The organism is Pseudomonas sp. Lz4W (genome assembly GCF_000346225.2).
Taxonomy (GTDB): domain Bacteria; phylum Pseudomonadota; class Gammaproteobacteria; order Pseudomonadales; family Pseudomonadaceae; genus Aquipseudomonas; species Aquipseudomonas paraversuta.
In genome coordinates, this window is sequence record NZ_CP017432.1 from 2,828,260 (window position 1) to 2,852,155 (window position 23,896).

Annotated in this window: 13 protein-coding genes; 3 read left to right on the plus strand and 10 right to left on the minus strand. The window is 55.9% G+C overall.

The genetic code is table 11. The annotated features are described in order from the left end of the window. The first annotated feature begins 3 nt into the window (after positions 1 to 3). Entirely contained in the window at positions 4 to 1,047 is a 1,044-nt protein-coding gene (locus B195_RS12940) for a phytanoyl-CoA dioxygenase family protein (RefSeq protein WP_003446039.1), read from the plus strand. Between the two features lie 74 nt (positions 1,048 to 1,121). Here the strand turns inward: B195_RS12940 and B195_RS12945 are convergent, their stop codons facing one another. Beyond that, on the minus strand, positions 1,122 to 2,471 hold the full coding sequence (locus B195_RS12945) for an aminotransferase class I/II-fold pyridoxal phosphate-dependent enzyme (protein WP_029612964.1): 1,350 nt from the start codon (positions 2,469 to 2,471) through the stop codon (positions 1,122 to 1,124). 20 nt (positions 2,472 to 2,491) lie between these two features. Beyond that, positions 2,492 to 10,003: a type I polyketide synthase gene (locus B195_RS12950; RefSeq protein WP_037001868.1), complete on the minus strand. Its 7,512-nt coding sequence runs from the start codon at positions 10,001 to 10,003 to the stop codon at positions 2,492 to 2,494. Between the two features lie 947 nt (positions 10,004 to 10,950). Here B195_RS12950 and B195_RS12955 point away from each other — a divergent pair. Beyond that, complete coding sequence (locus B195_RS12955; RefSeq protein WP_003446052.1) at positions 10,951 to 11,469, plus strand: GNAT family N-acetyltransferase; 519 nt, start codon at positions 10,951 to 10,953, stop codon at positions 11,467 to 11,469. Positions 11,470 to 11,661: 192 nt separating this feature from the next. Here the strand turns inward: B195_RS12955 and B195_RS12960 are convergent, their stop codons facing one another. The 6 genes from B195_RS12960 to B195_RS12985 all read right to left on the minus strand — a co-directional run bounded on the left by B195_RS12960 (position 11,662) and on the right by B195_RS12985 (position 20,667). Continuing rightward, positions 11,662 to 12,540: a serine hydrolase gene (locus B195_RS12960; RefSeq protein ID WP_037001870.1), complete on the minus strand. Its 879-nt coding sequence runs from the start codon at positions 12,538 to 12,540 to the stop codon at positions 11,662 to 11,664. A 212-nt stretch (positions 12,541 to 12,752) separates the two neighbouring features. Further along, positions 12,753 to 14,396: a GMC family oxidoreductase gene (locus B195_RS12965; RefSeq protein WP_003446056.1), complete on the minus strand. Its 1,644-nt coding sequence runs from the start codon at positions 14,394 to 14,396 to the stop codon at positions 12,753 to 12,755. 221 nt (positions 14,397 to 14,617) lie between these two features. Further along, entirely contained in the window at positions 14,618 to 14,803 is a 186-nt protein-coding gene (locus tag B195_RS22995) for a hypothetical protein (RefSeq protein ID WP_003446057.1), read from the minus strand. Positions 14,804 to 14,914: 111 nt separating this feature from the next. After that, positions 14,915 to 16,621: a glycosyltransferase gene (locus tag B195_RS12975; RefSeq protein ID WP_158525126.1), complete on the minus strand. Its 1,707-nt coding sequence runs from the start codon at positions 16,619 to 16,621 to the stop codon at positions 14,915 to 14,917. 364 nt (positions 16,622 to 16,985) lie between these two features. Then, on the minus strand, positions 16,986 to 18,287 hold the full coding sequence (locus B195_RS12980) for an SGNH/GDSL hydrolase family protein (protein WP_003446059.1): 1,302 nt from the start codon (positions 18,285 to 18,287) through the stop codon (positions 16,986 to 16,988). A gap of 706 nt (positions 18,288 to 18,993) precedes the next feature. After that, positions 18,994 to 20,667: a glycosyltransferase gene (locus B195_RS12985; protein ID WP_083912800.1), complete on the minus strand. Its 1,674-nt coding sequence runs from the start codon at positions 20,665 to 20,667 to the stop codon at positions 18,994 to 18,996. Between the two features lie 1,191 nt (positions 20,668 to 21,858). On the opposite strand from B195_RS12985, the gene B195_RS12995 reads away from it, so the two are divergent. Continuing rightward, entirely contained in the window at positions 21,859 to 22,671 is an 813-nt protein-coding gene (locus B195_RS12995) for a hypothetical protein (RefSeq protein ID WP_003446062.1), read from the plus strand. A gap of 203 nt (positions 22,672 to 22,874) precedes the next feature. Here B195_RS12995 and B195_RS13000 read toward each other — a convergent pair whose 3' ends face one another. Both B195_RS13000 and B195_RS13005 read right to left on the minus strand, forming a co-directional pair. Beyond that, positions 22,875 to 23,306: a fimbrial protein gene (locus tag B195_RS13000; protein WP_236010179.1), complete on the minus strand. Its 432-nt coding sequence runs from the start codon at positions 23,304 to 23,306 to the stop codon at positions 22,875 to 22,877. Positions 23,307 to 23,398: 92 nt separating this feature from the next. Beyond that, positions 23,399 to 23,884, minus strand: a complete 486-nt coding sequence (locus tag B195_RS13005) for a fimbrial protein (protein ID WP_003446065.1) — start codon at positions 23,882 to 23,884, stop codon at positions 23,399 to 23,401. Positions 23,885 to 23,896 lie beyond the last annotated feature (12 nt).

Below are 23,896 nucleotides of genomic sequence, written 5' to 3' on the forward strand. Positions count from 1 at the left end.
TCCATGCCTGCTTCATTAAAGGATCTGGGCCGTTATGCAGCGCTGCCATGGCATTGCCTGCAACTGCTGACCCACGCTAAATCGTTCGAAAACAACCCGGTGTTGGGCAGCCCCCGACTCAATGCCATGGGCTTGCACGTGCAACGTCGCCAGATTGCCATGGCCATGGCGGCCATGCGCCGCCGGGCACTGGCATCGCGAATGAACCCGGCCGAACAGGCAAGCTTCGAGGAGCAGGGATTCTTCGTGCGCGAGAACGCCCTGCCCGCCGAGCAATTTTCGGCCTTGCGGGCCGAACTGGGTGACTTGCGCAGCACCGGCTGGGAAATGCGTCAGGGCAAGGCGGTGACCCGCCGAGTAAGCCTGGACCAGGACGTGCTGGCACAAAACCCGGCCACCGCAGCCTTTATCGCTGACCGCAGCGTGCGTGATCTGATTTCCTATGCTTCATCCAACACCGGTGGCATCACCTATCAACTGCAGTCGATCGTGATCGATGCGGTGAATCCCGAGGAAGACCCGCAAACCCGCCTGCACACCGACACTTTCCATCCGACTGCCAAGGCGTGGTTGTTTCTGGATGACGTGGCCGACGATCAGGGGCCGTTCAGCTATGTGCCGGGGTCCCATCGCCTGACGCCCGAGCGATTGGCCTGGGAGTATCGTCAGAGCCTGGGCGCAGCCTGTTCACCCGAGCAAATGCACCGCGAGGGCTCGTTCCGGATTTATGAGAATGAATTGGCCGGGCTGGGTTTGCCGCCACCGCGGCGTTTCGCGGTACCCGCCAATACTCTGGTAGTGGCTGACACATCGGGTTTCCACGCCCGCTGCCCGAGTCTGCGCCCGAGCCACCGGGTGGAAATCTACGCAAGCCTGCGCCGCAACCCCTTTATCCCGTGGCGCGGCGCCCACCTGTTCGCCCTGCCATGGATTGCCAACCACCATATGCGCTGGGACATTCGTCTCAAACGCATGATGGGGTTTGATAAACGCAGCCATTGGCGGTTCATCGAACAGCTCAATGCCTATGAGAAGCCCTTTATCTAGCCTTTTTTGCGCCGCCTGAACCACCAGCCAGGCGGCTTGCTGCACAGCGTTTCAAGGTGCTGCAAGCCGGCAGCTCAATCCAGCCGTGCCAGCTCTTCTGCCACGATGGCCACGGTACGGCTGATCTGCTCTTGCGTGTGCTCACAAGACACAAAGAAGCGCACCCGCGCGGTTTTCTCCGGCACCGCCGGATAGAGGATCGGCTGAGCGTTGATCCCCCGTTCAAACAGGGCGCTGGACAGTTGCCCCGCCTTGAGCGAGCTGCCGGTAATCACCGGTATCACGGCCAGCCCGGTGCTGGTTGCCGTATCCAGCCCGGCCTCCCTGGCCAGTCGCAAAAACTGCTCGCCACGGGCCTGAACGGCCTGTACTCGCTCATGGTCGTTGATCAGGCAGCGCAGCGCCGCCAGGGCCGACGCAGTGACGGACGGAGGCAGGCCCACACTGTAGAGAAAACCGGGCGCCAGAAACTTCAAATGCTCCACCAGCGCCGTATTACCCGCAATGTAGCCACCGCAGCTGGCGAGGGTCTTGCTCAGGGTTCCCATCCAGATGTCTACGTCATCTCCGGCCAGGCCGAAGTGTTCACGTATGCCCCTGCCTGTCGCGCCCATGACACCCAACGAATGGGCCTCATCGACCATCAGGAAGATTTTGTGCTTGCGTTTGAGCTCGACAAATCGCGGCAAGTCCGGATAGTCGCCGTCCATGCTGTAAATGCCTTCGACCACCACCAGCACCCGTTCAAAATGCTGACGTTGTTCACCCAGAATGCGGTCCAGCGCTTGCCAGTCGTTGTGAGCAAAGCTCAGGCGGCGGGCACCCGAAAGCTGAATGCCCTGCAACACGCTGTTATGCACCAACTCATCATGCAGCACTAAATCCCGCGGACCGAACAGATAGCCGATGGTGGTGACGTTAGTGGCATGACCGCTGACAAACACAACAGCGTCATCAACTTCGTAAAAGCTGGCCAGCTCACGCTCCAGCTCGCGGTGCAACGGTCGATCACCGGACACCACGCGGCTGGCCGACACCGAAGTGCCGTAACGATCTATAGCGTCCTTCGCCGCCTGAACCACCACCGGATGCCCGGAGTAGCCCAGGTAGTTGTAACTGGCGAAGTTCACATAATCCTGGCCACCAATACAGGTTTGGGCACCTGCCAGCCCGTCATGCAGACGGAAAAACGGGTTTCCCAAGCCCATGCGTGCTGCACTTTGTTGCAGGAACTGCATCTGCTGATAGCCGGGATACAGATCGAAACGGTAAAACGCCTCGGGAACTTTCAGTGCCGCCTGCTGCGCTTGCTCAAGGGTCGCGCCATTACTGTCTCCTGCGCCGTTGCGACGGCGCTCCAGTGCTTGCTGGATCAAACGCTGCTTGATACCCCCACTCAGACCCCCGGGTGTTTTTGCACTTATCTCACTCAAGCAGGTATCACTCACTGAATCAATCGGTTAGGTGTTGCAACACTTTCGGCCACTGCGGCCACTTGTTCGTGGGTCATGTGCGTGCCGTGACTGGCCAGCACACTTTCGGCCATGGCAGCAGGTGCCGACGACTCGTTGGCCGGGGCCTCACCGCGCAGCAGGCTCAAAATACGCACGCTGAGCTTGTCTATGCTGGAGCTTTCGCTGAGCTCCATGACCGGCAGACGAACGCCAAAGCGCTCTTCCAGGGCCACGATCAGTTCGACACTCATCAATGAGTCCAGCCCCAGTTCCTGCAACGGCCGCTGTGTGTCCAGGCGCGCTGCGGGCAGGCGCAGAATTTCACAGACTTCGTGCTTGAGCAGTTCAGCAAAGCGCTCCAGCAGTTGGGCATCGTCCAGCTCCACAAGCATGCGCTGTATGTCTTCGGCGTCGTTATCGTCTTCCTGATCACCGCCGTGGGCGCGCACCAGTTCCAGGAAACGCGGGGACGCAGCGCTCGGCAGGAAACGCGATAAGGCTTTCCATTCCAGCTCCAGCACGCCAGTGCCGTCATCGCCGTTGAGCAACATCTGCTCCAGGTGCGACAACGCGACTTCGGCCCGCAGCGCAGCGCCGCCCATACGGCTTTGCAGCGCATCCTTGATCTGTTCGTTGCGGGCCAGAAAGCCGACATCGTCAATCGCGCCCCACAGCACGGCGGTGGCCGCCAGCCCTTGAGCACGGCGATAGCGGGCCAGCGCTTCAAGCCAATGGTTGGCCGCCACATAGTTGGCCTGTCCAGGGTTACCGAACAGAGTGGTGGCCGAGGAGAACATCACAAAGAAGTCCAGCTCCAGCTCACGGGTGAGTTGGTGCAGGTATTGCGCGCCCTTGGCCTTGGGTTCCAGCACGCGTTGCAATTGCTCGGCGTCGAGATTACGGATCAGGCTGTCATCGATGACGGTGGCCGCGTGCACCAGGCCCCGTAACGGATACGCACTGGTTGCGATGCGTTCAAAGACACTGCGCAGCTGAGCTTCATCGGTGATGTCGCACGCCACCGCCTGCACATCGATGCCTTGTGCATGCCACAGTGCCAGACTTGGCTGGACCTCGAGACTGGCCGCACCACGGCGGCCCAGCAACACCAGATGCCGCGCCCCCTTGTCCACCAGCCACTGTGCGGTACGCAGACCAAAGCCACCGACCCCGCCCGTGATCAGGTAAGTCGCTTCGCCACTGAGTTGCAGCCCCTTTGCAGGCTGGGCACGGGTTTCCACCAAGTGCTCGATGGGGTTGCCATAGGTCACGACGATCTTGCCGATCTGACGGGCCTGCTGCATGTAGCGGAATGCTTCGACCACTTGATTGGCGTCGAACTCGCGGTACGGCAGCGGGTGCAGGATGCCTTGCTCGAACAACTGCATCATGTTCCCGAACAGGCGTCGGGTCAGGTCCGGACGCTCGCTCATCAGTTGGTCAGCGTCGATGCCGAAGTAGCTGATGTTGTTGCGGAACGGGCGCAAGCCGATACGGGTGTTCTGGTAGAAGTCGCGCTTGCCCAATTCCAGGAAGCGGCCGAACGGTTTAAGGATTCGCAGGTTACGGTTGATCGCCTCACCTGCCAACGAATTGAGCACGACGTCGACACCACGTCCGCCCGTCACTGCCAGCACCTCATCGGCATATGCCAGCGAGCGGGAATCGAAAATGTGCTCGACGCCCAGCAAGCGCAGGAAGTCGCGCTTTTCGTCACTGCCGGCGGTAGCATAAATCTCGGCACCGCACCATTTGGCGATTTGAATCGCGGCAATACCGACACCACCCGCAGCACCGTGGATGAGGATTTTTTCACCCGGTTCCAGACGTGCCAAGTAATGCAAGGCGTAGTACACGGTGAAGAACGTACTCGGAATAGTCGCAGCCGCTTCGAACGACATGCCAGCCGGGATTTTCGCCACCGCGTTGGCGTTGGTCACCAGACGGTTAGCAAAACTGCATGGACCAAAGCCTACGACCCGGTCGCCCGGAGCAAAATCGCCCAGGACTTCAGCGCCCTTGCCTTGCACCACACCGGAAAACTCGAAGCCCAGGGTCGGGCCGGAGAAACCATTTTCAATGGCTTCATCGGACAACAGCCCCAACGCAAACATTACGTCACGGAAGTTCAGACCGGTGGCGCGCACGGCGATATCCAGCTCGTCCACGGCCGGCACAGCTGGATCGCGTACTTCCCAACGCAGGTTGCGCAACTGACCCGGCAGGTCAAAGCCCAGGCTGATTCGAGTGTCCTTGCCGTCTACTGCCTGGGCCTTTTGCGTCAGAACCCGCAGACGCGGCACATAACGTTGACCGTCAGCCGTGATTGCCATCTCGGTTTCGCCATCGGCATGCAACAGCGCAGGGATCACGCTGAGCAAAGGCGCGTTGAGTGCCAAGTCCAGCAGGCGGATGCGGCAGCTTGCAGACTCATTGGCCAAGGTCCGGCCAAAGCCCCAGAAGGCCGCATCGGCAATGGCGTTCACATCCGATGCGGGTTCGGCACCGTACCAATGACCGGCCGCACCACGGCTGAGCAGCCAGCAAGTCGGGGCCATTGCCAACGACTCGCAAGCCTGAACCAGCGCGGCCGCCTGCATGCAGCGGGCACCTTGTGCGTCCAGACCCTGTGCCGCGTCAAGCCCGGCCAAGTGCACAACATGTTCAGGGGCCTGAGCCAGCGCAAGCAATTGCTGCGCCACGGCCCGGGCATCGCCCGGCACCAGCAGGTTCACCACCTGGCCTTGCTCACGCAAGGCCGCCAGCAGTTGTTCAACGCCCCCATGCTGCTGTTCCGCCAGCAGCGCCCAATGCTGCACAGCCACTTCAGGTACAACCTTGCCCGTGGCTTCGCCTTTGCCGGCGAGCAACAGATAGCTGCCGCAGGCATTGCCCGGCAACGCCTCAAGGGTGTGGCTCAGGGTCAGGCCGTGACGTTGCAGTTCAACTTGCCAGAATGACGGACGCTGCTGTCGCGACAACGCCTGCTCAGGACCTTCCAGCCACCAGTCACTGCGGGCACCGAACACAAAGTCAGCACAGCGCGTCGGGTGCTGCGCCAGCACCACCACTTCGCCATGGGGGTTGAGATGGCTTGCAGCCTGGCGCAGCGCCTCGCCCACGGCATCCAGTGGCGCCAGATCGCTGGGCACCAGCACCCAGTCAAAGTTGCTGGCATCACTGAGTTGAGCAAAGTCAATCAGGTTCAGCGCCGGGCAATCTGCCCGCAGCATCTGCGCCAACTCAGGCTCTTGCACGCAGTAGCTATAGTCGACGCGATCAAAATCGATCCCGGCGTACAGTGACTCGGCAAACGACGGCCCGCCCAGGCCCAGCTCCAGCACCCGCAGACGCTGCCCGTCAGGCAACGCTGCCAGGCGCTGCGCGAGGGTATCGCGCACACCGGCCAACAAACGTTGTTGGCCAGCCGAACCCAGTACCTGTCGCAGCAGCATGGCACCACTGGTTTCGCGGGGCAGCAACTGCTCAAGGGTCTGTTGCCCGTCAAGCAATGCCCGCAAATGGCGACCGATGCGGCCCACCGAATGAATCAGTTGAAAATGCTCCGGATAGCTCTGGAACAGTTCTTGCCAAATAGCCTGGCTGGCAGGACGCTCACCGCTGTCGACGATGCTCACACCGCCGCCGGCATCGCGGCTCAGGCTGCCGTCTTCCAGGCCCTGACGCAGCAAGGTGCTCAGATAGTGGCTGGAAACACCATCCTGTTGCGACCACAGGCTGATTTGCTCAGCGCTGAGTTGACCACCCGCCTGCTCGATCAGGTCCTGCACGAAACTGGCGCACAATACATCCAGCAATGGCTCGACTTCGTTCAGGTAGCGCAGCTGCGCTGGCTCATCACCCAGGGTCTGAAAATGCGTCAGTAACGGCGAGCTGTCGATGGCAACCCGCTGCACCGGCGTGACCTGGCCAGGAGCAGCCATGCCCACGTGGGCCATGTGCTTGATATCACCGTTGCGGTCACGCTGCAGACGCACACCGCGAAAGCGCGCGTCCTTTATCGACAACACGGCAGCGCCAGTGGCGTCGAACAGGGTGAAATCCACCAGTAACGAATGCTCAGTGCGTTTGAGCTGGCGCACCTCGGCCAGGCACGGCACGCCGCCCGCCTTGCTGTAGGCAATACGCCCCAGCTTCACTGGAATAAACGCCAACCCCTTGTTCGTGCCGGGCTGGCCCACCAGCAATTCGGTAATCAGCTGGAACGCGCCATCCAGCAATGCCGGGTGCACGTACAGGTCGTCCATTTCAGGACGGATAACCTCAGGCACGCTCAATTGCGCGAGGATGCGGGCCGGCTCGACCCACACTGCCGCGACGGTTTGATAAGCCGGGCCGTAGTTCAGGCCCACGGCACAGGTCAGCGCCAAATGCTGTGCACCGGTAAAGTCCGCCGGGCGTGACGGCAAGGCCGGTGCACGCCCGTCCAGCATCACGCCTCGGGCTTCACCGGGAAGACGCGCCACCACGTGCTGTACCCATTCTTCGTGCTGGGCATGGCCGCGGGAAGCAATGTGCAAGGTGCCATCAGCCGGTTCGATATTGATGCGGATTTTTTTGCTGGCGTCATGGCTGAGTAGCAGCGGGTTATGAATTTCCAGCTCTTCGATGTCGACGAACTCGCCCGGCTGGTGCTGCAAGGCCGCCGCCAGCGCCAACTCGCTAAAGCCTGCACCAGGAAACAATACCGCTTCACCGACCTTGTGATCGCCCAGGCTAGGGAACAACTGGGTATCGAGGCGGTTTTCCCACGTCAGCGCACGATCAGGCAGCAAGTGACCCAACAAAGGGTGCACACGCTTGCGTTGCAGTACCCCGAGCGACTCGGCGCTGACCGGCAGGTAGAAGTGTTCGCGCTGCCAGCTGTAGTTCGGCAGATTCACGTGGCGCCCGGTCACCGGGAAATGCGTTTGCCACTGCGGTTGCGCACCGGCAATCAGCAGTTTGGCAACGCTGCGTTCCAGCAGGAAAACGCTGTGATCCTTGCGCAACAATGTGCCAATCACCTGGCCTGAGCGCTCGGCGCCCGTCAGTGCATCAGCCACATAGGAGCGCAAAATCGGGTGCGGGCCCACCTCGACAAACAGGTTGAAGCCCTGCGCCACCAGTGCATCCATCGCGCCCTGGAACAACACCGGCATACGAATGTTCTGCCACCAGTAGTGGCTGTCCAGACTCTTACCGTCCAGCTCGCCGCCAATCACGGTGGAATAGAATGGAAGAGTGGTACTGCGCGGGCGAATGTGCGCCAGATCAGCAATCACTTGCTGCTCTATAGGGTTCATGCTCGGGGAGTGGAACGCGTAATCCAGATCCAGCAGGCGGATAAACACCTGGCGCTCGCTCAGCACTTGCTCAAGCTGAGTCAAGGCTTCCAGCGGACCTGCCACCGTGGCGCCACGGCTGCTGTTTTCGCCCGCGATCACCAGTTGCTGGTCCAGCCCAAGTTCCACCAGCACTGCCGCAGTCGCTTCGGCGCACAGGCCGACAGCGGCCATACGGCCAGTACCACGGGTCAGCCCTTGCAAACGACTGCGATGGAAAATGACTTGAGTCGCGTCTTCCAGGCTCAGGGCACCACTGGCCCATGCGGCCGCTACTTCACCGACGCTGTGACCGATCACGGCGCACGGATGAAAACCTTGCGCCGCCAGCACGCGGGTGACTGCCACTTGCAAGGCAAACAGCGCAGGCTGAGCGATCTCGGTACGCACATAACGGTCGTCGCCGTTTTCACCCAGCAGCTCGGCCCGCAGCGAATAACCGGCCAATGGCTGGAACAGTGCATCGACTTCGGCCACGGCCTGTTCAAACACAGGGTCGCCGAGCATCCCCCGGCCCATGCCTTGCCATTGCGAACCGTTACCCGAATAGATAAAGACCGGGCCCTCGGCGTTGTCCAGGGCCTGACCTGCCTCGACCACTGAGCTCAATTCGCTCAGGCTCGGATCCTGGGCGTAGTCGGCCAGAGCTTGCGCAGCCTGGGCACAATCGGAGCCAATCAACAGCAGGCGATGGGTGTGAGCATCACGGCGAAACAGGGTTTGATAGGCGACGTCGTAAAAATCGGCCTCAGGCCTGGACGCCAGATAATCAGCGTAATCCTGAGCCGTAGCACGCAAGCCTTCGGCGTCTTTGGCGCTCAGCATCAACGGCAGGCGGCGCACTGGCGTTGACTCGCGGGAGGCTGCGACAGGCTCGGCACTTTGCAAAATAACGTGAGCGTTGGCGCCGCCAAATCCGAAAGAGTTGATACCGACAGTCAGTTGCCCTGCAGCTTTGAGTGGCTGATTGGCGGTGACTACCTGCAGGTTCAGGTCGGCAAACGGAATCGTCGGGTTGAGTGCGTCGCCGCCGATGGTCGCGGGTACCATCCGCTCATTCAGGCAGTTGAGGGCCTTCATCAATCCCGCCACACCCGATGCTGCCTCGAGGTGCCCAAGATTGCTTTTAACAGACCCTATCGGCAGCGGGTTACCGGCGCCACGGGCCTGGCCCAGTGACTCGCCGATGGCCCGACTCTCAATGGGGTCACCGACTGCGGTTCCCGTGCCATGGGCTTCAAGGTAATCCAGTTGCGAAGGGTCGATGCCGGCCTTGGCGTAAACGCCTTTAAGCAACGCTGCCTGAGCATCGGCGCTGGGCAGCGTCAGACTCGACTTGCGGCCATCGGTATTCACAGCGCTGGCCGCAACCACGGCCAGAATCGGGTTGCCATCAGCCAGGGCCTGCTCATAGTCCTTGAGCAAGAACAGTCCACCGCCCTCCGAACGCGCATAACCATCACCGTTCTGATCGAACGACTGGCAACGCCCCGTACGCGACAGCATTGAGGCCTTGGCAAAAATCATGAAGCCGAACGGGTGCATGTGCAGGCTGATACCGCCGGTCACGGCCTGGTCGATATCACCACTGAGAATTGCCTGACACGCCTGGTGGAAGGCAACCAGTGAAGAAGAACATGCGGTGTCGATGGCCATGCTCGGGCCACGCAGGTCATAAAAGAAGGACAGACGATTGGCGGCAATACTCATGGTATTACCAGTGGCCGTTGCCGCGTCGATGGATGCCATGTCATCGACCACACGGTAAGCCTGCTCGACGCTGGCAATACCCAGGTAAACGCCACAATTGCTGCCCCGCAGGCTAGACGGTTTAACCCCTGCGTTTTCGAAGGTTTCCCAGCACATTTCGAGCAACATTCGCTGTTGCGGATCCATCATCATGGCTTCGCGTGGCGAAATGCTGAAAAAGCCCGCATCAAAAGCAGTGATATCGCCCAGAGAGCCCGAGGCGAAGGTATACGTGGAGGCCGGACTGGCTTTGTCAGGATGTAAAAACTCGGCATGTTCCCAGCGGGAAGCATCGACCTGGGTCACCAGATCGCGCCCCTCTATCAGGTTCTGCCAGAAACTGCTGGCCGTGGAACCGGGGAAACGGAAAGAATTACCAACAATTGCTACCTGCCTACGTTTTGTCAAAACCATTCCTTAAAAATACTCATGACCACCATCCCATCCTATCGATGGCTGCATGCCGAGCATGTTCATTGCCGGCAAGTTGTGGAGCGTCGCCTGGAGGTTGTCGATATATTCGCGACTGACTTGCTGCACACACGGGACGAATAAAATCTATTGTCGTACTACTTTTAGGATTATTCCTAGATACATTTTGAATAATACTCGATCCGTGGCATCAGGGAAAACGTCTTGAGCACTGCGCGATGACTTCCCGCCCAGTGACACGCAGCAGGCAGACCAAAGCCCCGGCGGCACTGGACAAGCCGGTGAAGCGTCGAACTCCCTGACTTTCCCGCGCCCATAAAAAAACCCGCAGACTTGAATCTGCAGGGTTTTGAAGGTGCAGGTCGAAGCCGCAATCGAACCAGCACCGGCGATTTTCGATCCACAGATATTATCTTGAAAATCAGCCAGTTATTGAAGAAATCCAGCCCATGAATGGAGCAGATTTGCGAGCCGCTACGTCAGGCTGATCGCTGCGGCCAGTCCAGAGGCAGGTGTTTGTGGACAGTCGGGGGGGGGCTTTTGATTGCCGGGGGGATTCACATGCCGGCCATGGCACTGCTGCCATCATTTTGCTCGAGTTTTTCACCGGGCTTGATTTCAGTAAACATGCCAACTCCTTTGAACACCGGTAAGTAAGTCACTTTAAAAAGTAGCATATAGCCATACTGCAAACTTATTTAGCTCAAGACGTTTTGACTTGCCTGCCATTGCAACGAATGACAGGGATCAGGCATCTCCCGCCTCAACAATGGGGCGTTTTTTCGTAAGCTCGGGTTGTGATGAGTTCAGTGATCACCACAAGCACTCAACTTGATCATCCGGGCGCATGGTGCCTCCAACTATTATTCAATACTGGTTTTCCAGTATGACCGCCCTCCCATTCACATCACCAAGGACGACCCATGCCCGCGATTATCCGCCTTGCTGTACCGGAAGATGCACAATGCCTGCCCGCCATTGAAATCTGCGCAGCTCAAGCATTTCGCATGATTGACGAGTTGAGCTGGCTGGCTGATTCGCCCCCGATGTCCATCGAGCGCCATAACCAACTCATAGCGCTATCGACATGCTGGGTTGCACTTGATGCAGAAAGTCGACCGCAAGGATTTCTCAGTGCTGAGCGCCACGGCAATGATCTTCACATCCATGAATTATCAGTGATGCAATCGATGCAAGGACAAGGCACAGGGCGGCATCTGATTGAGGCCGCGAAGGATTATGCACGGTCAAACCGACTGGGTTTCGTGACGCTCACGACGTTCACAAACGTGCCATGGAATGCACCATTTTACGCCCGCACAGGCTTTCGGACTAAAGCTGCCACAGATCTGGACCCGAGGCTGGCGGCGATATTGCGCGAGGAGTACAGGTACGGATTCGCCCCGCACAGCCGCTGTGCCATGGTCTGGCCAGTGACTTGAATACAACCCTTTGAGGCTTCCTGGAGGCGCGGGCAATGTGAACGGCACAGTTTATTACTGGTAAATCAGCAAGTTATTGCCAATCAAATGCCGCAAAAGCTTTAGCTTGATGCGCCTGAACCCCGAGCCTGTTATGCAGTGATACGGCGATTATGAAGTTGGCGCCCAAAGGACTTGGACAACGTCATGCTCCTACCGCAAATCTTGTAACAGTTGCCCAACAACGAGGGCTTCGACAGCGCCTTCACTGGTGCCAGTGCAAAAAACAGCGCAACAAGCCGATGAATCACCTTTGCAGGTACGATACACAGCAATGACGCTACCAGGGCCGCAACCTGTATGTCCGCTGAGGGTAAAGCCCCCTTCGATCGAACCCAGCATCAACCCCAGGCCGTATCCCGGCGTCATCCATGGACGTCCCGGAATCGGGCCACCCAATGCTTTTGCTATCTGCATGTCCTGGAGCAAGCCCGAAGGGAGCAAATGCCCCGCGAGAAGCCGGTCGAGGAATAGTGCTGCTTGCGAAACAGGGCCGATCAGCAAGCCATGATAAACCCAGCCGGGGTCATAACTTGATGTGCTCCCAAGGCAGGAATCGGGTAAATCTGCCCGGGTTCTAGCGAAGCGAACGTTCGAGAGGCCCAGCGGCTTCAGTGTGTATCGACTCACTGCCTCTTCGAGCGACAGATCAGTCACCTGTTCAATAAGCCTGCCGATGAGCAGGTAGCCAACATTCGAGTAACGCCAACCGGCTCCGGGGCTATATCGAAGCCGGGCACCATCAAGGCGCTGCATCATCTCGTCGACTGTCCAGGCGGCCTCACCGTTGGCGACGGCGGCATGATAATCCGCAAGTTCGGCATAATCGGCGAGCCCTGCTTCATGTCGAAGCAGTTGTCGCAACGTGAAAGGCTGATCAAGAATCGAAGCGTCCAGTGCGACCCGGCCATCACGCACCAATGACAAGGCGGTAGCGGCCAGGACGGTCTTCGTAAAGCTCCACCAGGGCACCGCCGGCTCTGATCGACCGGACATTGATTGCTGACCATTTGATACACGTGAGCTCAGCATTGACTTCCCTGAATTGTTGAGCAGATTGACAGCCCAACAAGATATCCCATTCACCTCCACGCGGGAGGGTGAAAAGTCAGGCTCCGGCTTTTGCAATGTTCTGAGTGACTGGATTGTTTGGGCCAACCCGACATGGACATCCATCAGGTGATTCAGCGATGACTCCCACGCCCCTCTTGCACCATTTGCCAGCAGACTGAAGACAGTAGACGTCACAGATGCAGAGGCGCCAGCGGCGCGTGCCCCAAGACCAGATCGGCGCCCTTGTCGCCAATCACCACGGTCGTGGCATTGGTATTGCCGCAGATCAGATTGGGCATGACCGACGCATCGATTACCCGTAAACCCTGTACCCCGCGTACACGCAGATCAGGCGTGCAGACGGCCATCGGGTCATCAGCATGCCCCATACGGCAGGTGCCCACAGGGTGATAGGCAGTGGTGAGCAAAGGCTCCATCCAGTCCAGCCATTGTTTGTCGGTCTGCACCTGCGGGCCGGGTCGGACCTCAGTGTCGATCAATCCGGCCAGCGCCGGCTGTTTCGCCATGTCCCGTAACCAGCGCAATGACCAGATCAGCGCACGACGGTCACGCGCGTCGTGCAGATAGTTCATGGTGATCGCCGGGTGTTGATCCATGTCGCGGCTTTTGAGTCGTACATGGCCGCGTGAGAACGGCCGCCCCTGAAAGGGCCCCAGCGTCATGCCCTCGAAACGGTCCGGTTGCGCGGCCTTGTCGCTGTCGCCATCGCTCTGGCCGGTCATCGGCAGGCCGAATACCTGAATATCGTTATACGCCAGATCGGGATCGCTCTTGAGGTAGCAGCCGAATTCCGCGGGCGGGCTCGTCATCGGCCCGGTGCGGCTCGCCAGGTAACGCAGTACCGAGCCCGCCAGGCCCACGCCACGGAACCGGCTGTTCATCCCGCACACGCCCGGTTTTAACCTCCAGCACAACGGCGCACTCACGTGGTCCTGCAGGTTTTCGCCCACCCCGGGCAAGTCCACCACAACCGGGATACCCAGGGCCTGTAACTGCGAAGCCGGCCCGACGCCCGAGACCATCAGCAACTGAGGCGACTGTACGGCCCCGGCGCACAGCAATATTTCGCGCCGGGCCTTGGCGAGGTGGCGGCTGCCATCAGGCAGGCTGTATTCCACGCCGGTTGCGCAGAGCCCTTCAAAAACAATCCGCTGCACCATCGCCCGCATCACCAGATTAAAATTGGGTCGGCGCAGGGCCGGCTCGATCGCATTGCTGGCAATCGAGGAGCGCCGACCGTCACGGAAATTGACCTGAAAGACTCCCGCACCCTTGGCCTGACCATCATTGAAATCGTCGACCCGTTCCAGGCCCGCCTGTACGGCGGCGTCAACCATCGAGTGCGTCAACGGGTGCACTGCCGGCAGGTCGCTCGCCGAAAGCGGACCGCCCCGGCCATGCCAGGCATTATGAATGCGCTGCTGATCTTCGGTTCGCACAAAGTGCGGCAACAGCTCCGGCCAACTCCAGCCCGTGGCGCCCGCCGCGACCCAATCGGCGTAATCTTGCTGGTGCCCGCGAATATAGATCATGCCGTTGATCGAGGACGAGCCGCCGACGAGCTTGCCCCTGGGCATCTTCATGCGGCGGCCGCCGGCATACTTTTCCGGCTCGGTCTTGTGCATCCAGGAAAATCTGGGGCTGTACGTCATTGCTCCCCAACCTGCGGGCATTCGGACTAAAAAATGCTTGTGACTGCCGCCGGCCTCCAGCACCAGCACCCGGTAGCGGCCGTCTTCGCTGAGACGCGCCGCCAAGGTGCCGCCCGCCGAGCCGGAGCCCACCACGATAAAGTCAAAGGCGTCCGTCAACATTGATCTCCTTGTCATACGTTTAAAAAGCCCCCCTGCACTTCGCCGGATCGGCTCCTGCATGAACCCGGAGCCCGGGCCTTTCAATCCTTTCACAACCACCCCTGTCGGTACTTACCTCTTTCGGACTAACCGGGCTCAAGAGCACAGCGTGGGCCACCTGCCAGCGCATGGTATTTTCCACGGAATATTGCCAACACTCTGCGAAGGCTGAATAAAAGGCTTTACGCAGCTTGCCGCAAGAAACCGCAGCCGGTGTTCGAGGCCCTGGCTTCGCCATACTCGACATGGTTAGTCCGGCCGGCGAACTGGATCAGGCCACGCTCACGATGTTTCTGACCGGCGCCATCAGTCCGGGGCGTATTGCCCAAGTGCTTTGCCAGGGAGCCGGTGCTGCGTGGTAATGGCATTGCTTATCTCCAGGCAAAAAAAAGCCTGCACTCGGCAGGCTTGATGTTTATAGACAACACTGGGGGGGGGCAAGATCACATGAGCAAGCACCTACACCCACACAACGGCCCTTAACTGAGCAGTTTGAACGTCAGCGACTTTAGTGGGATGACACCTTTATGCTGTCGCCCGCCATGAGCAATCTTAATGGCATACCTGAATGAACCAGGTTCATGAGTTATGCTATGAACTCGGTAGACCCCCGGCTCAAGCTTGGAGTACTGGTCGTTGAACACTTTTGTCCTGTCTATACGAACGATCTCTACCCGCCTAACGCAATCAAGCGGGCGTCCGGCAATTTCGCTGGCAGAGATAAAAATACTCCCGGAACTACTGGAGTTAGTATTTTCAAATACGGTTCTCTCGCCAAAATCATTGTTATAGCTTTCTCCGCCGCTCAAATTTTTGACAAGCCCCAACCACTTTTGGCCTACCAAATCTGGCGAATAACGGTTTGAACTTTCAATTCCGCCTTTTGCCAAATAATCAAACAGTGAATTATCCTGCGCCAACTTAACGATTTTTGCAGCACACTCCTGCTCGCTATTCACAAGAAAACCGTTTTCACCGTTTTGAATAATTTCTTTAGGCCCATAATTGGCGTCAAACGAAATAACAGGTGTCCCAACAGACATCGACTCTAGCAAACTGAGTCCAAAGCCCTCTGACAACGAACTTGACAGCGACGCACGAGCCCGCCTGAAAACGGTGTCAGGGTTCCGCGTGTACCCCTTCATGAAAACACTACCTGAAAGGCCCAGCTCCAGAATCAACGCTTTTAGTTCACCCTCTAACGAACCGCGCCCCCAAATCTCCAGCACCAGTTCCGGATCACTCTCGACGGCAAGTTTGAAAGACCGGATAACACGACCAATACTCTTTACTGCGTCAAGCCTTGCAACCACCACAAACAGCTTCGGCTTTCTTTTGACAACAAAATCGTCTTTAAATATAGTTGTAGAATTTGGTATTACCGATATTTTCTGACTGTCCCCAAACTGCCGCCCTATGTCTACTTTCTGGCTCTCCGTCAACAGCACCAGGGAGTCACAGACCTTGGCATTATCAATGATCAGCTGACTTCTAGGTTTAACAGAGCTGCCATACACATAAGGATCGGAAAAGTGATTGCCATGCAGCGTCAGGACCTTTGAGGTCTTTTTAGACTTAATATTTGTTACCACATCACTGGCTGTGGAGGCATCTGCAATAACTACTGTATGAGAGCCATTCTCAGAAAGTTCTTCGAGCCAATGTGTACAAGCGTCTTCTCTTGCCTTGAATGTGTATGTCAGGGCAGGCGAAATATTCAATTGAAATGAAACCGAATTTCCGGCCTTGTCCAGAAGTTCACGAGCAAAGATGACCCCTGCACTATTGAAAAACTCAACGGACTGGAGCTCCGTCGCCCCGATGAACCTGGACCGGCGCACTGGAACCGGAAGCGCAGGCGTAACGGAGAGCTTGCTCAGCGGCGGTTTTTTCTTAAGCTTTGCGAGAGACTCAGACAAAGCGCCGTAATAGAAAAACAAATTAAATACAAGAACGTCCGGGTCAAGCCTGCCATCTCGTCTCAGCACTTCGACTGAGTTGGCCAACCCCGAATCATAATCAATTGACACAACATATGAATTCAGCCCACTTCTTCCAAGCACCCCAGCTCTATTGAGCGCTGCTCGCGTCACGCCGCCAGCCGTAGCAGACAATCTATTAAGAACCGATATCACTTGAGTGCCAGTAAGATCCGACCCTTTCCTTCCCAGCAATGCACCAAACATCTGCCCGCGCCCCCCCTGATCCATAGGTAATCAATCATTATGCCATCACTCCAGCCTAGGGCACAGCCACCAAAGCTTAATCCCCTCGCCAGGCGTTGATGAGGTTGTCTGTGACTACCCAAAAAATGTCGCCAAAAATAATTTTGAGCAACAACTAATATGGGCAGTCAACCCTGAGACCACTCACTCAACTGCCCCCCCCCATTACCACCACGTGCAGGCTACTCATTGCTTTTAAGCGCTCAAAATCACTGCACAATGGCGGTCGGAAAACTAGAAGGCACCGTTAAGAGGAGCGCTCACACAAGCCGTGAAATGTCTACCTTGCAGGGCGCGCAACTAAACAGATAATGCCCAAAAAACACTACGCCTGGTCTTGGTGTCCGGAGCTACCTTTATCGAGCAAACCCAAGGCTGCAGCACCGACAAAAGGCGCCATAGCCTTGTAGTAACCGTGCTGCGACGCACCGGAAGGGTGAATTGGATCTGCCCAGTTTCCTATTATGAAACCATCATTCCCGCTATCACTGGCGGGTACTTCGTATCCGCATTCAGGATTCGTCATTGCCCACAAAGGCGCCACGCTCAAGAGCGGATCACCGAGATCCTTTGCACAGGCACGCATCGCCCTGATGATTCTGGCGTAGCTATAAGTCCACAGTTTATTTCTAGCACTCGCAATCGCAGTCGCAGGAAGCGTCCTGATGATTCGAGCATTTGGCCAGGCGGTACGAATTTGACTATGGATAATCCTGTCGTTGTCATAGATGCAATCGTAAACATCGGATGTTGACCTATCTCTAGCGTCATTGGTGCCTAATGCATTGATAACAACATCAGGTGTATCGAGACCAAATCTGGCTTGGTAATACTCACAATCAAATACATACCCGTTGCGGACAAGATCAGCCGAGTCATCAGGCTTCGCGAGGCGTATGAAGGGGTTGTAGGTAACTCGCCCCCCCTTGCCCATCTCCAGAAACCCGGCCTCTTCACCTTCTGCAATTGGAAGGGCACGATCATTGATGGCAAAGGTATAATCTCCGCTTTCCCAGCCCGAGCGCCCCTCGCTTAAAAGCCCATCCGACAGGCCTTCCACACTCATGCCTTTGAGGAGCCCAACCATCTGTGGATCAAACCCTAGCGCGCGCAAAGACTCACTTAACAACCTGGCGCCATCACGATTAACAATACTGTCGCCGATCATCAATACTTTAATTGAAGTACCAGGCTGTCGAGGGACGCGAATAATGTTCAACGTCATGAAACGACGATCATCCACAGCATCAGACGGCCTTAAGTTGAGGACCGCCTTGCCTCCAAGATCTTGTGCTATTGGAAGCGCAGCGCCCATGTACGATCCCGAGGAACTTAATCCACTCAGAGTAAATACAACATCACTCGCAAGCTCTCTGCGGGTCAAGATATTTACCGGATAGATGAATGAGTGCTCTGCATCAGCCACTGCCACTGTCGGCTCGAATAGCAGCCCGCCTCTAAAAGGGTGATGACCCTTAACAGGAGGCGCTATGATCTTATCTGGCTCAGGTAACGCGCGGATTTTACGCAGCAGATGCACCGAGAGGGCAATCGCAACACATGATGTAATCCCAACGACAGCCAAAAATACAATTACAACTTCATCGAACAACAGAAAATCTTTCATCTAGCAGTCTTGCCCTTTTAAGAGATGAAACTTCAGGCAAGAGGAGAACAATACATGGAATATCTCCATGACGTTCAAGTCTAACCCTATGCCAATAATAGCAATACGCCACTGCATTGTAACTGACAATCCCTTATCTTTTAAAATTCGAGCAAAAAAAGCTATCAGCGACTAGGTATCGACGAGGCAGCAAACCACAATGCTGAGACTCATGGGCCTAGAACGAATCAGCAATTACCGCAATCTGCGAATCCATCAACTTTGTCAAGCAATGCCCCCCATAGGCGATATAGGCAGCGTGCCGGGCGGAGCACGTAAACTCGCCAACGGTTTAAACACAAACCTGGCAAATGGTCCGAGCTCAAGAGGCGATACTGCGATGAGCTGAAAAACCACCCGTACTGTCGGAGCTACAAAATATTTCACACCACCGAAGCTTGACGCTCACCTATGCGACCCAAGACCAGTCGACCAACGAAGCTGTGGATCTCAAGAAGATCCTTAACGGCAATTCAAGGCAAGAGTCAGGTCATTTTCCGCTGGCGCCCCCAGATGACCGCCACCTCTTGCGGGGCCTAAGCACTACTAATTCCTCTTTTCCTGCAAATTTTGGCCTACGCCCCGCTCTGCGACTCAAGCTCAATGAAAACGGGCTGAGGGACATGCTGCGGGGCGGCGCCAAAGATAGGCCGGCGAAGGGTAAGTATCAGGATAAAAGCTTGAATTCGACAGAATATCTTGGAACAACACCCTTATATACATTAGCCCCCTGAGCAAACTTCAGCAGTACACGCCCATCGTCTTCAAATTGAAGATGATGAATATTATATACACCCGGCTCAATCAGGCACGCCGCACCGCCTACCTTTTTCGATCGATCAACCCTGACGACCAGAAGCCTCCGGTAAATCGACAACTCCTCCTTGGTATACGACGTAAGTATAATATTTCCACCGACACTTGAAGCGGCATTACGAATACTGACAGAACCACTTGCCGTTTTCGCCCTCCATTCAGGCGCGGTCAACTTATGTATTAAACTGACCCACTTATCCGCCACCTTTGAAGGACTATGTTCATCAGCCGTTTCCACCCCAGCTGAAGACATCGACGCATGATTGACATCGTCTGCAGCCAGGCCAAGAATTTTTTCAGCCATTTCCTGCTCATCGCCTACCAAATAACCATTCACGCCATTTTTAATTAACTCTACCGGACCATAATTCGAAGACAGCGATATGACGGGACATCCAAATGCCATTGATTCAAGGATACTTAGGCCAAACCCTTCCGAAACCGAAGCGGATAGCGAAGCCCTGGCCTGAACAAAAACTTCAGACACCGGATTTGCATAACCTCGCAGGACGACCTGCTCACTCATGCCACTAGCGTCGATGAGAGCCTGGATATGCCCTCCCCTGCTTCCATGCCCCCATATATCCAGGCAAAGACTGTTATTTTTGGCCAACGCAATCTTGAATGCCCTGATAACCAATTCAATATTTTTAACGGATTCCAAGCGCGAAACAACGACAAATGTGTTGCCAGAGCGCGTCAACGGCGGCGGAGTATCCTTACTCACCGAGTTAGGTATCACTGCCAGATTATTTAGACTTGGGAACTGATTGACCAAATCCACCCTCTGGGCATCAGTTAAAACAACTAATGCGTCACAAAACCTGGCATTACTAATAATTTTCCCACTTAGACCTGTGACTTCACTGCCGAACACAAAGGGCCTGGCAAAATGATTGCCATGTAACGTCAGGACTGTTCTGGCATTGACTGCCGTTACCTTGGACACCGCATCAGATCGACTCGAGGCATCTGCTATAAAAATAGTGAATTCCCCGTAGCTCGATACCTCGTCAAGCCAATAGATATAAGCGTCATCCCTTGTCAAAAAATTGACTAGTTCTCTGCCCGGAATATCTAGCTGAATACTTACCACTTCACCGGTCGCATCCACTATTTCCCGTGCAAACACCCAGCCTTCCGAGTTCAAATACTCATTTGAGCGAAGTCCCGAAATCCCTACATACCTGGAACGCCTTGAAAACTCAGCCCCTTCCGGGTCAGCAAAATAGTCTGAAAGAGCCCCAGCCCCCACACCAGCCCTGGAGAGTTTTGCAAAGTAAATGAAAAAATTTAAAATTCCGACCGTACTACCCAGTCGCTCATCACTGCGCAGCGCTTTGATCGAATCAAGCAAGAGGGGATCATACTCTACCGTGGCTATTATCGAGCGAAAGCCGCGCTCAGCAAGTGATTTTGCCCTGGCCAAGGAAACTCGGGTTACTCCCCCCGACTGTGATGAAAGCTTATTTAAAACAGATATTATTTGAATATTATTTGGACGATCGAACAATAAACCGGACACTTAAGATCTTCCCTGAATGGTGTGATTTAGCATGCATTATGGCTAGATTGGGATCATAGGGGCAATAGCAGGCCGCCCATCATCCTTTTAACTCCTTGCTTTGTGGGGTTAAGCCTGTGGGTACCTGCTGAAGCTGACCACCCCAAAGGCGCAGAGCCGATTCGCCAACCCCGACTAATCGACCTGCTTCGATGAAGCTGTAGTTTTGCTTTAGTACGAGCTCCTCAACCTCGCGTTAAATTTCAGCTATAAAGACACGACGTAAATTGGTCATCTGACACCTCGATAGGGCGAGTATTGTCGTCTAAATGAGCGGCCGGAATCATCAGGCCACTATCCTTAAGCGTCTTCGTCAGACAAATTCAGGCAATAAAAAACCCGACACATGGGTCGGGCCCTTAAGGTAATCAATAGCGATTGGGTCAGGATATAGACGTATTCAAATCAAGGTAGTCATGACCTGACCAAGTCATCTGAATTAACCGAGCACCTTTGAATCCTTTGGACTCGCTGAGGTATCCAGCCTGCTTACACAAAGCCACGAGATAAAGGCACTCAGGCTCCTCCAGGGACTTACCGCTACCGCTAGCGGTCCACTTTTCCGCAAGATGATTAAACTGAATACCCTTATGATCAGCGTAAGCCTGCACCAGGGCCAAAAGATGCTTCACATGTTTCAAATTTCTTCTCATTCCAACTCCACTTACTTTTCCATCCGCAAAAATGCGGAAGCGCAGCATAACAGCACGGTATTAGCATGCACATAAAGTAAAAAATACAGCTTTCAGTTGGACCAAGATAAGTTCATAGCGCATAAATAACACGCATCAGCTAATTTACGAGGCAGTCAAGCGGTATCAATAAAAATTTCTTAGGCGTCAAATATCTCAGTGGCATGGATAACTGGACTACCCCAGTCTGGACACCTGACTTATCTATAGTGAATGGATATGCGCTCCCGCATGACTGGAAAAAGGGATTTTCCGCTTGGGATGATGTGAATCCATCGACCTCCACTTTGTTAAAAGCAAACCTACAAACTCCAACGGTTACCTCAAACCGCTCGCCAGACTACCTTTAACAGCCTTCAAGCCACCCTTGAAATCTAACGGCTGACGGCTAGTTTTTTCCTCAGCATCACCGTCCCACCCATACGTTTATCAACGATGCTTACCATGGAGAGGTTCAATTATGATTGCCCCTAAAAAAATCCCCACCCGCTCAAAAAAGGCTGGCGCGCACTTTGGGCCTGTTTGCCAATGTGTACCGGCACATAACCGGTGGAGCCCGGAAACCCAAAAGCAATTGGGATACCTGTCGAAGATGGGATTTAAATCCGAGTTCGTAGAGGTGGTGCCAAAAGGCTTCATCATCGAGCCAAACGGCCGCAGTATTACGGGTCAACACGTCGAGGAGTTATGGCAAAACTACCAAGAAAGTGAAGAGCATAAAAAAGGTCGGGCTTACATGGCTCCAGACCCTTGGTACATTGCCTCTCCCGCGGCAGTGAGCAACGTCAAAGTGTTTGTTGAAGATGTTTTCAATGCAGGATGGAAAGACTTTATCCCGGCGGCGCTAAACGAATGGAACAACCCCGACCTGGAGTCTTGTATCAATATTCAGTTTGTCGATACTCCCGATGAAGCCAACTGCCAGGTGTACATGTACTGGGCAGAGGACGGCCGTCTGGGTGAAGCCCAATGGCCATGGGGCTACGAGATCGGCGTGGAAATCGCTATAAATAACTTCTATTATGCGCAGTTCGGACCTGAAATTTATTACAACACCATCGTTCATGAAATGGGGCACGCCATGGGCCTGACGCACTCAGGAGGCGAGGATAGCAGCTTCCCAGTTGGTTTCCCTGACCTGTTAGTGCCCGGTACCAGCCCCGAGCCGAACCCCAATGACGTGATGTACACCTCCGGCCATGAGTGGAAAGGCTTTTCTGCTGATGAAAGAAAGGCGATCAAGCATTTGTGGCCAGCCTCCGGTAAACGTTGACGAGGTTGAGGGGCATATCCAAACGTGTGATATGCCCCTCATGTCCACCCCTGACTTGCTGCCGCCTAAAATCTGTTACTTAGCTGTTTGGGCTTGCGGGCCAATATTAGCCTAGGGCTGCGTATTACCAACTACCGCAAGCGGACGCTTGTAGCCTTTGCCGTCGATGCCAGACATACGCCGCCAGCCAATCACTAACAGCCTTATTCATATTCCAGGTTGAACGTGGCAATGCCACTGAACGGCCCACGCTCAATAGTCTTGTTGGCAATTGCATCGGGTTCACCCTGCACATAGGCCTGAACCGTCACAGTGTTATTCCCGTTAACCAACCGGACGCCCTGGCCGGGCTTATTCAGCGGCAACTTCTGACCGGCCGGGGTTTCCATGCCGATGGCAATGCCTTTGGCCTGGCTGGCAGCGTCGATCGCCAGCAATCCGCTCAGATGCGGGTTTTCAGTACCCCTGAAGGTCACCTTGACCGTTCTGCCCAGACTCACATCGCACTTCGCCAGGCGTATATCAACTGGCTGGCCGTGGGTGCGCTGGTTGGTATACAGGTACTTGTCTATCACCGTGCCGAAGTCCAGTGCCACGCTCTCGCCCCCTGGCGCAATGACGCAGGGTTCTGCCACCAGGACGCCGTGTAACCGAACATTGTCAGCCTGCGCCGGCGGGTTTAGCAGCAACACTAGCGCCAGGACATATACATGCCTGGTGCGCCGGCTCATTGGTACACCGCCCGCAGGGTCGCAGTGGCCTCAAACGGCCCTTCTATCAGCGTTGCTCCTGCCCGTTTGATCGGCACGGCCGACAGAACCGGCGGGCTGGCCAGCCTGATGGGGATCGGCTTGTTCAATTCAAAGGGCACGCCGTTTTGCTGGATCTGGATCGCCAGGTCGGTCACGTTGCTGCTCACTGCCGCGGCATCGTAATCCGCGGGGGTACCCATGATTTCCAGGGTCATGTCCCGGGCACTCACACTGGGATCACATTTGATCTGGTAATTCATCACTTGCAGATAGTTAACGCCATCCACTTTTTTCACACCCACCCGGTTACCAAAATCAACATCCACCTGGCCGTCGTTATTGATGGTGCATGGTGGCGGCTCAATCAGAGTACCGGAGAATTTCATATTGTCCGCCGCCATGCCCGGCGCACTCAATGCGCTAATAGCGAGTAACAACAGCATGCCTGCATAAAGCTTCATCACGTCGCACCT

Excerpts from the sequence above, each read along its gene's own strand:
- B195_RS12965 (WP_003446056.1), bottom strand. The coding sequence starts at position 14,396 with ATGTTGACGGACGCCTTTGACTTTATCGTGGTGGGCTCCGGCTCGGCG.
- B195_RS13005 (WP_003446065.1), bottom strand. The coding sequence starts at position 23,884 with ATGAAGCTTTATGCAGGCATGCTGTTGTTACTCGCTATTAGCGCATTG.
- B195_RS22995 (WP_003446057.1), bottom strand. The coding sequence starts at position 14,803 with ATGCCATTACCACGCAGCACCGGCTCCCTGGCAAAGCACTTGGGCAAT.
- B195_RS12975 (WP_158525126.1), bottom strand. The coding sequence starts at position 16,621 with ATGTTTGGTGCATTGCTGGGAAGGAAAGGGTCGGATCTTACTGGCACT.
- B195_RS12960 (WP_037001870.1), bottom strand. The coding sequence starts at position 12,540 with ATGCTGAGCTCACGTGTATCAAATGGTCAGCAATCAATGTCCGGTCGA.
- B195_RS12980 (WP_003446059.1), bottom strand. The coding sequence starts at position 18,287 with ATGAAAGATTTTCTGTTGTTCGATGAAGTTGTAATTGTATTTTTGGCT.
- B195_RS12940 (WP_003446039.1), top strand. The coding sequence starts at position 4 with ATGCCTGCTTCATTAAAGGATCTGGGCCGTTATGCAGCGCTGCCATGG.
- B195_RS12955 (WP_003446052.1), top strand. The coding sequence starts at position 10,951 with ATGCCCGCGATTATCCGCCTTGCTGTACCGGAAGATGCACAATGCCTG.
- B195_RS12995 (WP_003446062.1), top strand. The coding sequence starts at position 21,859 with ATGATTGCCCCTAAAAAAATCCCCACCCGCTCAAAAAAGGCTGGCGCG.